Here is a 16,213-nt window from a genome sequence, read left to right as displayed (position 1 = left end):
GATAAGTGGTGAAGTGTAAAGGTAGTCATCATCGAAGGCGCTATTTCTCGACGTGCCGGGCACTATTTTTTCGACCCAGAGCACACCCTCTGCGTTTAGCCAATTCCCACACGGTTATGCAAAACAGAAGGGCTGATTTCGTCGGTGCTAATTGTGTACCTCAGTTAAACCTTTCGAATGCATAACGTGGTCAGTCCTATTCATGCCAGCAGGTTGTGTTTTATGACTGTTTCACCTCGTTCAAACGCTAAAAATCCAGTTCAACCCAACCTCCATTTCATCAAGAGCAATACCCCCGCCTGGCTAAAAGAGGCAGACCCCACGCTACGTGAAACCCTGCGGGTGCAAATGGCAGTCAGTAGTTTTTCGAGAACGCGGGTCGCCGAGGTGCTTGAGGAACTGCAGAGCATTGACACATTCGCCGAGCCTTTGTTGACCAAGGCGTTGCAAGACTGGTTCAACGTGAAAGTCGATGTGCGCACCGCGATATTCTTTAACCTCAACGTCGACTACAGAACATCCAGCAGCAGTCTGCTCGAAGCTGCGCTGCAAAACTTCGAAGCGCACGAGGGTAAAGACGGCGCCTTCAAAACAGGCTCTGGCGTATTCCTCAATGAGCACTCTGGAGAGCGTCTGCCTATTACCCCTGAACAGTTCGCCCGTGCCTGTCGCAATCTGAACCTGGGGCAACTCTATCAGGATCACCTCGATTCGGTATTTCAGCCCTACACCGGGCTGGATGAAAACCCTGTGGCGGTACGTGCTAATCGTCGAGCGCTGTTCCTGGTCAGTGAGCGGGATGCGCTATCGGTTGAAATCACTGTCGCGCGCATCAAAGGGGATATCAGCGAAAGCGCCCATCAGATGATGTTGCAGGTGGCCGCTCAGCGCTCGGAGGCGTCACTGCCGAGTGTCGTACGATTGACCCTGTTCGAGACGCCGATCCATAAAATAGTGGTGATCAGCGCGGATCGAAGCCATGAGGATGGAAAGGCGTTGCCCTGCGTGGCGTATATCCCGGGAGACCCCCTGCACCCGTTGAAGGAGTACGCCTCAACTGCTGATTTCGCCAAGGCGCTGACCGAGCGTTTGGGGTCAGCGGATTATCAGCAGTTCTTCAGTCGTTTTATCACTCAACGGCAGCGGCCAGCTTTTTTCAAAGCCCTGAACACACGTCTTTTCCCTTCGCTGCCTTACCGCGTCTTCACCCCAGACCCTGTTCTGCAGAAGGGCGCAGTTGGCACGTCCTTGATCAAGAGAATGTTCCCCAGTCCAAGTGCCATCTGGACGCAAACGCTGGATAAAAATGCCACCCTGAGCTTCGGCGAAACGCCGTTGGTGGGTAACCTGTTCTTGACCCTTTACCGTCAGCAACTGCAACAAGTGCTCGATGATGCGCGCTACTTGGTGGTGCGCACCGACGATGAGGATTTCAAGAGCAGCCTGGCCTTCTACGATGAGTTTCTGAGCATTGGTTTGAGTGTCCTGAATCTCGCGGCCTTTTTCGTTCCGGGTGTGGGCGAAATCATGATGGTGGTCGCCGGCGCGCAGCTGTTCAACGAGTTATTCGAAGGTGTCGAGGCCTGGAATCATGCGGAAGTCGAGGAAGCGCTGGCGCACCTTTTTGGTGTGGCAAGCAATGCCGCCTTGATCGTTGCGTTGGGGGCGAGCGGGGCGTCCCACGTGCCGGCCGTTGAAGGTTCGGCCTTTATCGACACGCTGATCGAAGTAAAACTGGCCAATGGTCAGAGCCGTCTGTGGAAGGTTGACCTCAAGCCGTTTGAGTCTGACGTACTGCTGCCTGATTGGGTCGCGGCGGATGCCGAAGGGCGCATCACGCTTGAGGGCAAGGACTACCTGCCATTGAACGACAAACTCTATCGGATAGCGCTTGATCCGGCGATCAACACCTGGCGGCTCAAGCCCCCGGTCTATGTCGAAACGTATTCGCCCCTCCTTGAACATAACGGCGCAGGCGCATGGCGGGTCGAGGGCGAAAGCCCGCACAGCTGGCAGATCAACACGTTATTCAAGCGGTTGGGGTATTCGGTAGATTCCTTTTCCGAAAAAACAGCCGAGCACATTCTGGCACTCACAGGGACCGATGAAACGCTGCTGCGCAGGATCCACCTGGGAAACCAGGCCCCGACACCACAGTTGGCGGACACCATAAAACGGTTTCGACTGGACCAAGAGTTGGTGCAGTCCGGTGCGCACGAGGACTTGCCCGCAATATTCAACGCGCAGTATCAGGCTAGCGAGGCCTCCGCCGATCCGCTCATCAATGTGATCAAACGGGACTTTCCGAGCATTACAACGGCAGCCGCCAAGGAGATCATTGTCGAGGCTAATGCGACCGAAATTGCGCAGATGACCGGGCAGCAACGCATTCCTTCGCGACTGGCGGGACAAGCCCGTGTTTATGTACGGGAAACACAACTGAACCGTGCCTATGAAGGTTTTTTCCTTGCCTCGGGCAGTGCGCACCCAGACACCCTAAAGCTCGCGCTGGTCTCGCTTGAAAAACTGCCGGGCTGGCCGACAGACCTGATGATCGAGGTCCGACATGGCTCGACGGGCGGCGAGTTGCTTAATCGTGTCGGCAGCCCGACGGCATCGCAGGTTAAAACGCTGGTCAAGCGTGGCAAGACTTATCAGGCTCATGACAGCGAGGGCAACGAGCTACACGCGCCTGCTGATTTTTTTACGGCGGTCATGCAGGCGTTGCCGGACTCGGCCCGCGAGTCGATTGGCGTGTCCGGCGTCTGGAACGTCAGCCAGTTCAGAGAGCGTTTGGCCGCAGTCGCCATGGGTCAACGTGATCACGCGGCCAGGGTTCTCGGCCAATCGCGCGCCAAACAGAGCTTCACTGTGCCGTCCCGTCTATCCAATAGCCGAATCGGCTACCTGTTGAGTGGACGTGGGGCGATGGCAGCGGCTGTTGTGTACCAGCAAGAGAGCGCAGAGGCGCTCAGCGAAAGACTGCGCACGTTTTATCCTGAAAGCGCTGATGCGGGCCACGTCGACCGGTTGGCCGGCCGAGATGTAGCGCGGGTCAGCGCGCGTTTGAATGAGCAGATTCAAGCATTTGGCACTTTGCGCAATGCGCTGGACGGCTGGGTCGATATTTCGGAGTCCAATCCGCTGCTGACTGCGCTGGAACGTCAAACAAGAGGGCGAATCGCAGACGAACTTTCTCGTGCCTGGCGCTACAGCGAGCATGTGATAGCCGTCATGCCAGAGCCGCGCACTACGTTTAGTCTCGATTCCGTTACCTTGCCTGACCTCTCCGATCTGCCGGATCTGCCGGATTACTACAGCAAAATCGAAGAAATCATCCTAAGCAATGTGACGGCTGATGCCGAGCAGTTCGATGTGTTCTTGAGCAAATTTACAGGGCTAAAAGAGCTGTCTATTACTAACGGCGGGCTTTCACGTGTGCCTGCGGGGCTGACCGGGTTCGCCCAACTGAATTATGTGTCCATAGCTTGTCAGGACATGGTGATCAATCAGCAGGCCATGGATATATTCGTTGCTATGCCTCGGTTGCTGACGCTGGATCTGTCGGGCAATACATTGGGCAGCTTTGCCGGTAGCAGCGGATTGAGACTGGACGTGTTAGCCCTTGAGTCGATGGGGTTGACCGAATGGCCGCAGTGGGTCGAGGACATTCCACTGCAGGAACTCGACATATCCGATAACCAGATCGTGCATTTACCCGATCATATTTTGCAGAACCAACGCCACAGCAACCAACATTTGACTGTCAGGGCCTACGGGAATCCGATTTCCCATGACGATCTGCAGACCGCATGGGTCAATGACAGTGGCTGGAATCAGCGATATTCGTTGCTTGCGGATTATCCGGACGACATCAGGGCGCTTCACTCACGTCGCTCGTCGCCCTCGGAGTCTGAGGCTTCGGACGATCTATTCTCCGCTCCTGAATCTTCAGACTCGGAGCCACCGACTCCAGATCCGCAGGCCGCGGAGGGTGTGCATCTCTGGCAAGTGCCGGGAAGTGATTCACTGAACAGCCGAATCGAGCTCGCGTGGCAACGGGTTGAGGAGACCAACGATGCCCCCGACCTGCTATCGCTGATTCAACAATTGCGAGGCAGCGAGGATTTCAACCGGGTCCGTGAAGAACTGACCATTGAAGTACTTGGGGTGCTGGAGGCTGCGGCAGAAGACGCTGAGTTGCGAGGCACTCTGAATGCGCGAGCTGCACAAGGTTGTGAAACCTGCACAGACGGTGCGCGCTTGCTGTTCAGCGATGTTCAGGTGGAGGTCTACAGCCGAAATGCCCTGTTGAACGTGCCCGAGGAAGGCAAAGGCGGTGTTTTGTTCAAGCTGGGTAAGAGTCTGTTTCGTCTCGAGGCCGTCGAAGCAATCGCCGAGAAAGATATCGCCACCAGGAAGAGCATGAGATTGCTCGTCGATGAAGCCGAGGTACGTTTGGCTTATCGAACGGATCTGGCTGACCGGCTGGGTTTGCCTGCACAGCCCCACGGCATGAATTATCGGCGGATAGCGGGGGTGAGCGAGGATGCGATCATCAGCGCCGAAGGCACCGTTTTGCAGCGTGAACAGGCGCTTGAGTACGTTGACTCGATGATCCAGAAGCGCTTCTGGAGCGATTACTTGCACCAGCACTATGCGGCTCGGTTCGAGGAACGACTGGCGGCTTTCGATCTCCGACTCGAAGACCTCACAGCGGCACCCCCGGCAATGGAGGGTGAGTATCTCAATCAGGTGAATGCCTTGCGCCAGGAGCGAGAGGAAGAAGAGCGGCGCGTGTTGAGCGAGTTGACCTTGCTGGAGCGGTGGACGTTGGAAGGCATTTGATCACGGTCATTTGATCGTCTCCCGCAGACTGCCCGGCAGCCAAAGTGCCTTCGGCTGTCGGGAAGTGTCGGGTGTGAGCCCTCGCTCGACTTAATACCCGGTCATTTCCAGATACCCGGTGCCCGAATGACTTCCGCTCAACTGCACCGGGCCTTCCCAGTACGGGATGCGCAGGTTCATCCAGGCATTGGGGTTTAGCGCGGTTGTGGTGATGTCGAGGTGTTTTTCGGGGATTTTCACTCCCCAGCGGGTTGGCAGCGCGTGCCCGGCGACGTCACTCGAGGTCAGTGGCGTGAGCTGGATCTCTGGCCCCTTCAATACCTGTGTCTGGCCGTCAGCGCTGATCCAGGTGCCTGTCAGATACGGCTCGCCGTTTTTCTGCCGCATCCGGTACAGCATCAGTTGTTCGCCGCTGTCCAGGTGCATGGAAAACCAGTCCCAGCCCGTTTGATTGGCGGTCAGTGGCTGGCTGCTCCACTCACGGTCCAGCCAGGCGGGGCCCGCTACCTGATACGTCTTGCCGTCTATTTCGACGGTGCCCTTAGCTTGGAAAAATGGCTGGCTGTAGTAATACGAGGCTTGGCCCTGTTCTGACTTCTGACTGAAACCTTGCTCGCCTTGCAGCACCAGCGGCTGGCTGGTTGTCAGTTGCAGTCGATAACTGAAATTCTGTCCACGGGCGTGCAGTTGCATGTTTGCCAGCGGGTTTTCGAGGCCTGACTGGCTGTCGAATGTCCAGTCATCGATCCACGCCTTGAACGGCGAGGCGTTAACCCCGGCCTGCTCGACGCCGCCGCGGGCGTAACGTTCGGCGGCATAGTGCCGGCTGGCCGAGGTCACTGCGGCATGGCCCATCCAGATCGTTTGATTGCTCCAGCCCTGCACCTGGGTATTGGCTTTCAGCGCGTTGCGAAACAACGTCCATTGCACGCCGAAGGTCCGGCCCTGGTCATCCTTGAGGTTGGCGGTAACGTACCACCACTCGATGCGGAAACCGTCGTGGGGGCCGTGATCCCGAGGAAAACTGAACACCTTGCCCGGGACGACCCGAGCAAACGTCGAGGCCTGGTTACCCAGCCCGGCAAAACCATCGGCAGGCGGCTTTTGATCATCGCAGGCACTCAAGAGCAGGGTGCCGAGCAAGAGCCATAGCCATAGCCATAGCCATAGCCATCTAATCCTCATTGGCAAAGGTCCTCAGCAGGTCGGCCGGGCGACTGCGATACAGCTTGATCAACGGCCACGCCGAGGCCAGCAAGGTCGCCAGCAGGGCCAGCCCCATCAACTGCACCAGTTGGGCAGGGAACACCTGCAACGGCAAGCGCCAGCCAAAGGCTTGCACATTGATCACCGCGTCCAGGCACCAGGCCAGCAGGAGACCCAATGGCAATGCGAGTGACAGCGTTAGCACTGCCAGTAGCCAGGTTTGTCCCAGATTGAGCAGCATCAGTTGGCGTCGGGTCACGCCCAGTGCCCACAGCGGCGCCAGTTGTCCGAGCCGACTCTGGCTTTGGGTCAGCAGGCTGATGAACAACGCCACTCCCGCGACCCCCAGTGTCAGGCTATTGAGCGCGGCAGTGGCGGCGAAGGTGCGTTCGAAGACCTGTGTGGACCAGCCCTTGAGCCGACTTTGATCGACGATGCGACTGTCTTCCAGGGCAAAGCGCGACTGAAGTTCGCGCACCAGCGGCGGCACCGACACAGGGGCGATGCGCAGATTGAAGCGATTGGGCGACAACTGCGGCCAATAGCGCAGCAGGTGTTGAGCGTTGACCAGCAGATGGCCCTTGGGATTGCCGTAGTCGGCGTAGATCGCGACGATGCGCGGCGACCACTGACCTTGTGGTGTGGGAATCGTCAATTGATCGCCGACCTGAACCTTGAGCCTGCGTGCCAGTTGCTCGCTGAGCATCAGGGTGTCGTCCCGGGCCAGTTGATCCCAGGGATCGTCCGCCTGAGTGTCCAGCAACGGCCAGTGCTGACGGTAGGTCGGGTGGTCGATCACGCCGACTACATCCGCAGGCCAGCCCTGTAGCTGGATCGAGACCTGCCAGGTGGGTAACACGGCCTGCACCTGTGGCTGCTCGTTGAGCCAGGCCTGGAGGCTACGTGCCTGGGCCGGGTTCTGTGGGTTGAGGTATAGCTCTGCGGTCAGCCGTTGTTCCAGCCAGTTATTGAATGTCTGGCGAAATCCCGAGGTCATGCTGCCCGCACCGATATTGGCGGCCAGGGCCAACAACAGCGCCATCAGAGCCAGGCTCAACGCCGGTAACTGCTGGCGGCAATCGGCAAGAAACCACTGGCCCAATACCGAACGACTGCGGCCCAGTAAGGCTTTAAGCAGCGCATTGAGGAGCACCGGCAGGCTCAGTGCCGCGCCCAGCATCAGGGCGGCCATCAGCACAAAACCGCTGGCCAGGCTGTCACCCAATAACAAGGCCAACAACGCCGTCACGCCTGCGATGGCCGCCACCCACGCCTGGCGTCGCAACCAGCGAGCATAGGCTTGATGCCAGGCCTGTGCGTTGGCTAGGGCCAGCAGTGGCAACCGCGCTGCACGCAACAAGCTGCTGGCCCCGGCCAGCAATGCACCGAATAGACTCAAACCCACACCACTGGCCCACCACAACGGGCTCAAGCTCAATTGTCCGGCCACTTCGGCGCCGTACAGGCCCCGCAGGCTGGCGGCGACATCGGGTAACAACAGGCTGGCCAGGAAGTAACCGCTGACGACCCCGGCGAGGCCTCCCAGCAAGGCCAGGCCACCCAGCTCCACGCCCAGGCTGAGGATTAACATACGGGCGCTGACACCGCAGGCGCGCAGAGTCCTGAGCAGTCCGCGCCGCTGCTCGAGTGCCAAGCCAATGGCGGCATGCACGATAAATAAACCGACCACGAACGACAGAAAGCCCAGTGCATCGAGGTTTAAATGAAAACTCTCGGTCAGGCGCGACAAGTTGTTTTCTTCACCGCTGCTCTTGAGCACCAGTTGCCCGACCAGTTCAGCAGGCAATGCCGGTTGTGTGGCCGCAAAGTCTTTAGGCAACAACAGCCGCGAGACTTGGTCAGGCATGCCCAGCAGGTGTTGGGCGAAGCTGATATCCACCAGCAGTAACCCCGGGGCCATGTCGGCCTGACTGTGCAGCGGTGGCAAGGCCAGCCCATTCTCGGTCAGGGGTTGGTCACCTTCGTGATAACCCAAGACCTGCAGGGTTTGCGGGGCGATCCAGGTGCTGCCCGGCGGGCTGAAAAATCCAACGATCTGCGCCATGTCCAGGGCTTGCCCGGCCACCGCCGAACCGCCTGGCAGCGACACCGGTTCGATGCCCATCAATTGCAGGCGCTGATCGTCATGCCCCTTGAGCGAGAGGCGTGCTTGCAGCACTGGAGACACCGGCCAACCCGCGCGGCGCAGACTGACAAACACCTCCTGAGAGAAGGACGCGCCATTCGGTGCGCTCAGACTGGCTTGGGGTTCGCCACCGATCAACTGGCTGGCACGGGCGTAACTTTCCCGCGCCTGACTGTTCAGCGCTTGCACGCCGGTCAACAGGCTGGTCGCCAGCCACAGCCCGGTCAGCACGCTGAAAAACTGCACCGGGTGCTGACGCCAATGGCTGAGCAGGGCGTGTAATGTCCAATAAAATACGCGCATCTCAGCGCTCGCCGACATCGGCCAGTCGCCCGCGATGCAGTACCACTCTGCTTGCCAATCGAGCCGCTACTCGCGGGCTGTGGGTGACCATCAATAAACTGGTCGGGGTGTTTTTCAGCAGGTCCAGGAGCAGTTGCAGGACTTCATCGCTGGTGGCTTCGTCCAGATTGCCCGTGGGCTCATCGGCCAACAGCAGGCCTGGACGCGAGGCCAGCGCGCGGCCGATGGCAACCCGCTGTTGCTGGCCGCCGGACAGCTGTTCCGGGTAGCGCTTGAGCCGCGCGCCGAGTCCCAGCCGCTCGATCAGCTGTGCTTGCCAGGACGGATCATAACGTCCGGCCAGGCGCGCCTGGAACGCCAGATTGTCGTCGACTGACAGACTGCTGATCAGGTTGAACTGTTGAAACACCAGGCCGATCTCGGTGCGCCGCCAATGGGCAAGCTGTGCTTCGCTCATTTGATCCAGACGATGCCTGCCGGCGCGGATACTGCCGCGATCGATCTGGTCCAGCCCGGCCACCAGGTGCAGCAGGGTGCTTTTACCGCTACCCGACTCTCCCATCAGTGCCAGACTGCTGCCGTGTTCGAGCTGTAAATCGACCCCTTGTAACACCGCCAGCGGGCCTTGTGGCGTCGCGTAGCTCTTGAACACGCCTTGCACCTGAAGCATGAAGTCACTCGCCTGACAAAGGGGTAGGCAAAGAATAGCGGGTGTCCGCCATCATGTGTCAGGCAGATTACGCTGCCCCCTTTTTGGATTCAGCTCAAACTGACATGCCGACTCAACAATGCCCGCAGCGCCGCCGGTTTGACCGGTTTCGACAGGTAATCGAGGCCGGCAGCGTGGATCTGCGCGATCAGTTCAGGTCGACCGTCCGCGCTGATTACCACGCCGGGTACCGGCTCACCCAGTCGCGTGCGCAACCAGGCCATCAGCGCGGCGCCGGTATCACCCTCATCCAGGTGATAGTCCACCAGCGCCAGCTGCGGATGCACGCCTTTGCCCAGCAGGGCTTCGCACTCACTGCGATTGCGCGCCGTCCACACCTGACATCCCCAACGCGTGAGCAAGCTGTTCATCCCGATCAAAATGCTGTCTTCGTTGTCGACGCACAGTACCTGGGTACCGCTCAGTGGCTGGTGGGACTTGGGCTCGGCAGGACTGGCGGCCAATGGCATTTGATGAGTGGCCAGGGGCACAGTGACGCTGAACACGCTGCCTTTACCCGGCCAGGAGCGTACTTGCAGTTCATGACCCAATACGCGGCAAAGTCCGTCGGCAATGGCCAGCCCGAGGCCCAGGCCTTTTTCGGCACGGGTCTGATGGCTGTCCAGGCGTTTGAACTCTTCGAAGATCACCTGACGTTTGTCTTCCGGAATACCTGGGCCGCGGTCCCAGACTTCAAGGCACAGCTGCGCGCCTCGACGCCTTACGCCTAGCAGTATCGGACCCTTGCCGTAGCGGAAAGCGTTGGTCAGGAAGTTTTGCAGAATCCGTCGCAATAACTTTATGTCGCTGTCGATCCGCACGTTGCTGCCGCGTACCCGGAATTTCAAACCTTGTTCCTGGGCCAGTGCCTTGAACTCGGCGCCGAGGGTGTCGAACAGCGCACTCAGGGGAAACGGCTGGGGATTGGGTGTGATTTTTCCGTTTTCCAGGCGAGAAATGTCCAGCAGGTCGCTGATCAGGTCTTCTGCGGAGCGCAGCGAGCTGTCCAGATGATGCACCAGTTGCTGGGCCTCGCTGGAGATCTCGTCTTCCTGGTGGGACAGGGCTGCCGAGAACAGTCGCGCCGCATTCAACGGCTGCATCAAGTCATGGCTGACCGCTGCAAGAAAGCGGGTCTTCGACTGGTTGGCGGTTTCCGCGGTACCCTTGGCCTCGGTCAGCGCCACGTTCAGTTGTGACAACTCATGGGTACGCTCGGCGACGCGTTGTTCAAGGCTTTCATTGGCGCCTTTGAGCGCCTGCTCGGCTTCACGGAACGCGGTGATGTCGGTGAAGCTCATGACGAAACCACCACCGGGCATCGGGTTGCCAATCAGCTCGATGACGCGTCCATTGGGGAACAATCGCTCTGAGGTATGGGCTCGACCCTGGCGCATCCAGTGCAGCCGACGCGCCACATGCACTTCGGCTTCACCGGGACCGCACAGACCACGTTCGGCGTTATAGCGGATGATGTCTGCGATTGGTCGGCCAACGCTGATCAGGCCTTCCGGGTAATTAAACAGTTCCAGATAACGATGATTCCAGGCCACCAGTTTCAGCGATTGATCGACCACGCTGATGCCTTGGGTGATGTTTTCAATGGCCCCTTGCAGCAGTGCCCGGTTGAACTGCAGCACCTCGGAGGCTTCGTCGGCGATGCGCACCACGTCTTCGAGCTGCATTTCCCGGCCTTCGATGGCGGCCTTGACCACAGCGCGGGTCGAGGACGCGCCGAGCACACCAGCCAGCAAGCGCTCGGTGTGGGCTATCCACTCCCCGTCGGCGTTCTGGTTCGGGCTGAAGCCCTTGCCCTGACGATAGGCGAAACGAATAAAACTCTGCCGCGCGCGCTCCTCACCCACGAAGCGCGCCGACAGGCTCAATAAGTCCTCGATCTGCACTGCCAGCAACGAACGGTTGCTGGGGCGCGCGCTGATTTCCTGACCAATGAAACGTCCAGCCTGCCAGTGTTCGGAAACCCGTGTGCGTGACAGCACCGACACCCAGGCGAACAGGGTGAAGTTACCGGCAAGCGACAGCACCACGCCCTGTGTCAGCGGGGTAATCGGTAAGTGCAATGGGTTACCGTGCAGCCAGGCCAGCCCTGGGAACAGAGTGAGCGCCCAGCCCAGGCTGTTGGCCGCAATGGGCAACACCAAGGTGTAAAACCAAATAAAGGTGCCGGCTGCCAGGCCAGCGAATACGCCTCGGCGGTTGGCTTGTTTCCAGTACAGCGCGCCGAGCATGGCTGGGGCCAGTTGAGTGATGGCGGCGAAGGCGATTTGGCCGATGGTTGCCAGGCTCGCCGTTGAGCCGAGCAACCGGTAGCAGACGTAAGCCAGCAACAGAATCACCACGATGCTGATCCGACGTACCGACAGCATCCAGTGACGGAACACCTCAAATGGGCGCTCTGCGGTTTTGCGGCGCAACAGCCACGGCAGCAGCATATCGTTGGAGACCATGGTCGACAGTGCAACGCTGGCGACGATCACCATGCCGGTGGCAGCGGAGGCGCCACCGATAAACGCCAGCAGGGCCAGCGCCGGGTGGGCTTGGGCCAACGGCAGGCTGATCACGAACGAATCGGGCAGCACCGAACTGGGCAGCAGCATTTGTCCGGCCAGGGCGATGGGCACCACAAACAGCGCTGCCAGGGACAGGTACGTCGGAAAAACCCACCGGGCCAGCCTGAGATCCTGCGGCTCGATGTTCTCGACAACGGTCACGTGAAACTGCCGTGGCAGACACACTATGGCCATCATCGCTACGCCGGTTTGAACCACCATCGACGGCCAGTTGACGGTTTCCTTCCAGTACTCTTCCAGGCGAGGGGCGATCATTGCCTGACTGAACAGGTCATCGAAACCGTCGTACAGGCCGAAGGTGACGAACGCGCCCACTGCGAGAAACGCGAACAGTTTGACCAGTGCTTCGAAGGCAATTGCCAGCACCATGCCGCGGTGGTGTTCGGTAGCGTCGAGGTTGCGAGTGCCAAACAAGATGGTGAACAGTGCCAGGATCAGCGAGACGATGAGTGCGGTGTCCTGGGCGCGGGTGCCCGTGGATTCGGCGACTGCACCGATCAGCAGGTTCACCCCCAGGACGATGCCTTTGAGCTGCAAGGCAATGTACGGTAAAACACCGACCATACAGATCAGTGCAACCACCACTGCCAACGATTGCGACTTGCCATAGCGTGCGGCGATGAAGTCAGCGATAGACGTGATGTTCTCTTGTTTGCTGATCATCACCATCTTCTGCAGCACCCAAGGCGCCAGCGTCAGCAGTAATATCGGGCCCAGATAGATCGGCAGGAACGACCAGAGTTGCTCGGCCGCTTGGCCCACGGCGCCAAAAAATGTCCAGCTGGTGCAGTACACCGCCAGCGACAGGCTGTAGACCCAAGCCCGCAGGCGTGGCGATAGAGGCGCACTGCGTCGATCGCCATAAAAGGCGATGGCGAACATAACGGCCATATAGGTCAGGGCGACTGCAGCAATCAGCCCACTGGACAGCGACATGTAAAACTCCAGGTAGCGCTAGATAGCTCTCAACAGCGCTCGTTAAAAAATGACCGACCGGAAGCGATCCTGCTCCGGCTGGACAGTCTCGCATGATGTTCAGGGTTCGTCAGTGCCGACCAAGGTCTTGGCGCGGCCTGGTGCCGCAGGACGAGGTCTGCGGTGTTGCATATAGGTAAAATAGATGACCTATAGAGAAATTACCCGTTATATAGATATGCAATCGAACTATAAGCTCATTTCACCTCATAGGAGGACTGGAGAAGAGCATGCCTTGCCTTGATACGCCTGCGCCATACGCCGTTGCCAACCAACGTAATCTGCCGTTGAACACGCTGAGTCATCCGCGAGAAGTGATTCGCCAATTCACCCCGAATTGGTTCGCCGCGACCATGGGTACCGGCATTCTGGCCCTGACGCTGGGGCAATTGCCCGTGCAGATCCCGGGTTTGCACCTGTTGGCCGAGGGGTTGTGGCTGTTCAATATCGCGCTCTTCGTGCTCTTCAGTCTCGTGTATATGGCGCGCTGGGTGCTGTTTTTCAATGAGGCGCGGCGAGTGTTTGGGCACTCTACGGTGTCGATGTTTTTCGGCACCATCCCCATGGGGCTGGCGACCATTATCAACGGCTTTCTATTCTTCGGCCTACCTCGATGGGGCGGAGCTATAGTGCCTATTGCCGAGACGCTGTGGTGGCTGGACGTGGCTATGGCGCTGGCCTGCGGGGTGGCCATTCCGTTCATGATGTTTACGCGTCAGGAGCACAGTATCGACCAGATGACGGCCGTGTGGTTGTTACCCGTGGTCGCGGCTGAGGTGGCGGCAGCCAGTGGTGGTCTGCTGGCACCCCATCTGACCGACGCCTCCGCGCAATTCGGCGTGCTGATCACCAGCTACGTGTTGTGGGCGTTCTCGGTACCCGTAGCGTTCAGCATCCTGTCCATTCTGTTGTTGCGCATGGCCCTGCATAAATTGCCCCACGAAAACATGGCCGCTTCGAGTTGGCTGGCGTTGGGTCCGATTGGCACCGGAGCGTTGGGCATGTTGTTGATGGGCGCAGACGCACCGGCGATTTTTGCGGCCAACGGTTTGCCCGGGCTCGGAGAGATGGCGGATGGTATCGGGTTGGTGGCGGGTATCACACTGTGGGGATTCGGCTTGTGGTGGATGCTGATGGCCGTGCTTATTACCGTGCGCTACCTGCGCACCGGCATCCCGTTCAACCTCGGCTGGTGGGGATTCACCTTTCCATTGGGTGTCTACGCATTGGCGACCCTAAAGCTTGCAGCAAGGCTGCACCTGACATTCTTCTCGCTGGCCGGTTGTGCGTTGGTGTGCTGTCTGGCGATATTGTGGCTGATCGTCATGAGTCGGACCGTGTGTGGTGCCTATAAAGGAGAGCTGTTCGTTTCACCTTGTATTGCGGGGTTGGGTGCTGGGGTCAAGTGAGTATTAAAGACGTGGGAGACGATCAAACCAGACGCGTCCTATCGACATCTGCTTGCGTAACGTTTCCAATGTGGCTCGGAGTCGACATAGACACTCCAATTAAAAAGCCGACCCCGGCGCTATTCGAGTACACGGACGATGAGTCAGTCGCAATTCAGTTTGCTGGGAAAACGGCGGTTTCTGCCGTTTTTCATCACCCAGTCCCTCGGGGCTTTCAACGACAATATCCTCAAGCAATCATTGATCCTCGCCATTCTCTATAAGCTGAGCATCGACGGCGATCGCTCGATTTGGGTCAACCTGTGTGCGCTGTTGTTCATTCTGCCGTTCTTTTTGTTCTCGGCATTGGCGGGTCAGTTTGGCGAGAAATACGCCAAGGATGCCTTGATCCGCCTGATCAAACTGGGCGAAATCGCGATCATGCTGGTGGGCGCGGCGGGGTTCATGCTCAACCACCTGTGGATGATGTTGCTGGCGTTGTTCGCCATGGGGACGCACTCGGCGTTGTTCGGGCCGGTGAAGTACTCGATCCTGCCGCAGCACTTGCATGAGGATGAATTGGTCGGTGGCAACGGGCTGGTGGAAATGGGCACCTTCCTGGCGATTCTGGCCGGTACCATCGGCGCCGGGATCATGATGTCTTCCGCGCACTACGCGCCGATCGTTGCGACAGCGATCTTGCTGGTGGCGTGTCTGGGTTATATCGCCAGTCGCAGCATCCCGCGCGCAGCGGCGGCTTCGCCGGAAATGCGCCTGAACTGGAATATCTTCAGTCAATCCTGGGCCACCTTGCGTTTGGGACTGGGTCAGACGCCGGCCGTGTCACGCTCGATTGTCGGCAACTCCTGGTTCTGGTTCGTCGGCGCGATTTACCTGACGCAAATTCCGGCCTACGCCAAAGAGTGGCTGTATGGCGACGAGACCGTGGTCACGCTGATTCTCACCGTGTTCTCCATCGGCATCGCACTGGGTTCGATGCTGTGCGAGCGGTTGTCCGGGCGCAAGGTAGAGATCGGTCTGGTGCCGTTCGGCTCGATGGGCCTGACCGTGTTCGGGCTGCTGCTGTGGTGGCATTCGGGCGGCTTTCCACAAAACGTTCAGGCCAATGACTGGCTGACGGTGCTGTCTTATGGTCAGGCGTGGTGGGTGCTGAGCGATGTGCTGGGCATCGGTGTTTTTGGCGGCTTCTATATCGTGCCGCTGTACGCACTGATCCAGTCGCGCACCGTCGAGAACGAGCGTTCGCGGGTCATCGCGTCCAACAATATCCTCAATGCGCTGTTCATGGTGGTGTCGGTCATCGTCTCGATCGTGCTTCTCAGTGTGGTCAAACTGTCGATTCCGCAGCTGTTCCTGGTGATCTCGCTGATGAACATCGCGGTGAATGCCTACATCTTCAAGATCGTGCCCGAGTTCACCATGCGGTTCATGATCTGGCTGCTCGGCCATTCTATGTACCGCGTCGAGCATCGCAACCTGGAGCTGATTCCGGAAGAAGGTGCGGCGCTGCTGGTCTGCAACCATGTGTCCTTTGTCGATGCGCTGTTGATTGGCGGGGCTGTGCGGCGGCCGATTCGGTTCGTGATGTATTACAAGATCTACAACCTGCCGGTGCTCAACTTCATTTTCCGCACCGCTGGCACCATCCCGATTGCCGGGCGCAACGAAGACCTGGCGATCTACGATCAGGCCTTCAAAAAAATTGCTGAATACCTGAAAAATGGTGAGCTGGTGTGCATCTTCCCTGAAGGCAAGCTGACTGCTGACGGGGAGATCAATGAATTTAAAGGTGGCCTGAGCCGGATTCTGCAAGACACCCCAGTGCCAGTGATTCCACTGGCCTTGCAGGGCTTGTGGGGTAGTTTCTTCAGCCGAGATCCGAACAAGGGAGTCTTTCGTCGGCTGTGGTCGCGCATCACCGTGGTGGCCGGGCCCGCCGTGGCAATGGAGGCGGCGTTACCAGCGAGTTTGCAGGCGCGAGTTGCGGAGTTGCGGGGCACCGTTCGGTAGTTGATCTGGCGTAGTG

At 58.8% G+C, this 16,213-nt stretch carries 7 protein-coding genes; 3 read left to right on the top strand and 4 right to left on the bottom strand.

Annotation, left to right across the window (positions count from 1 at the left end; genetic code table 11):
* Positions 1–222 precede the first annotated feature (222 nt).
* Complete coding sequence (locus tag RHM55_RS07015) at positions 223–4,848, top strand: NEL-type E3 ubiquitin ligase domain-containing protein (RefSeq protein ID WP_322180536.1); 4,626 nt, start codon at positions 223–225, stop codon at positions 4,846–4,848.
* 90 nt (positions 4,849–4,938) lie between these two features.
* On the opposite strand, the gene RHM55_RS07010 is transcribed toward RHM55_RS07015, so the two are convergent.
* The 4 genes from RHM55_RS07010 to RHM55_RS06995 all read right to left on the bottom strand — a co-directional run bounded on the left by RHM55_RS07010 (position 4,939) and on the right by RHM55_RS06995 (position 12,739).
* A complete protein-coding gene (locus RHM55_RS07010) occupies positions 4,939–6,033 on the bottom strand; it encodes a lipocalin-like domain-containing protein (protein ID WP_322180533.1) in 1,095 nt (364 codons plus the stop codon).
* Complete coding sequence (locus tag RHM55_RS07005; protein ID WP_322180531.1) at positions 6,023–8,503, bottom strand: ABC transporter permease; 2,481 nt, start codon at positions 8,501–8,503, stop codon at positions 6,023–6,025. Before RHM55_RS07005 ends, RHM55_RS07010 begins: the two co-directional genes overlap by 11 nt.
* 1 nt (position 8,504) lies before the next feature.
* Positions 8,505–9,173 (bottom strand): ABC transporter ATP-binding protein, encoded by a 669-nt coding sequence (locus tag RHM55_RS07000; protein WP_322180529.1) that lies wholly within the window; start codon positions 9,171–9,173, stop codon positions 8,505–8,507.
* Positions 9,174–9,262: 89 nt separating this feature from the next.
* Positions 9,263–12,739, bottom strand: coding sequence for a PAS domain-containing hybrid sensor histidine kinase/response regulator (locus RHM55_RS06995; protein WP_322180527.1), 3,477 nt, complete (start codon positions 12,737–12,739; stop codon positions 9,263–9,265).
* 269 nt (positions 12,740–13,008) lie between these two features.
* On the opposite strand from RHM55_RS06995, the gene RHM55_RS06990 reads away from it, so the two are divergent.
* On the top strand, positions 13,009–14,187 hold the full coding sequence (locus RHM55_RS06990) for a TDT family transporter (RefSeq protein WP_322180525.1): 1,179 nt from the start codon (positions 13,009–13,011) through the stop codon (positions 14,185–14,187).
* Positions 14,188–14,325: 138 nt separating this feature from the next.
* Positions 14,326–16,197, top strand: coding sequence for an MFS transporter (locus RHM55_RS06985; protein WP_322180523.1), 1,872 nt, complete (start codon positions 14,326–14,328; stop codon positions 16,195–16,197).
* Positions 16,198–16,213: the final 16 nt, after the last annotated feature.

It is taken from the genome of Pseudomonas sp. MH9.2 (assembly GCF_034353875.1).
Lineage (GTDB): Bacteria > Pseudomonadota > Gammaproteobacteria > Pseudomonadales > Pseudomonadaceae > Aquipseudomonas.
The sequence above is the reverse complement of the archived record's forward strand: the minus strand, read 5'-3'. Positions and strand labels throughout refer to the sequence as shown.

Coding starts and splice junctions, on each gene's coding strand:
- RHM55_RS07010 (WP_322180533.1), bottom strand. CDS start 6,033: ATGAGGATTAGATGGCTATGGCTATGGCTATGGCTATGGCTCTTGCTC.
- RHM55_RS07015 (WP_322180536.1), top strand. CDS start 223: ATGACTGTTTCACCTCGTTCAAACGCTAAAAATCCAGTTCAACCCAAC.
- RHM55_RS07000 (WP_322180529.1), bottom strand. CDS start 9,173: ATGCTTCAGGTGCAAGGCGTGTTCAAGAGCTACGCGACGCCACAAGGC.
- RHM55_RS06995 (WP_322180527.1), bottom strand. CDS start 12,739: ATGTCGCTGTCCAGTGGGCTGATTGCTGCAGTCGCCCTGACCTATATG.
- RHM55_RS06985 (WP_322180523.1), top strand. CDS start 14,326: ATGAGTCAGTCGCAATTCAGTTTGCTGGGAAAACGGCGGTTTCTGCCG.
- RHM55_RS06990 (WP_322180525.1), top strand. CDS start 13,009: ATGCCTTGCCTTGATACGCCTGCGCCATACGCCGTTGCCAACCAACGT.
- RHM55_RS07005 (WP_322180531.1), bottom strand. CDS start 8,503: ATGCGCGTATTTTATTGGACATTACACGCCCTGCTCAGCCATTGGCGT.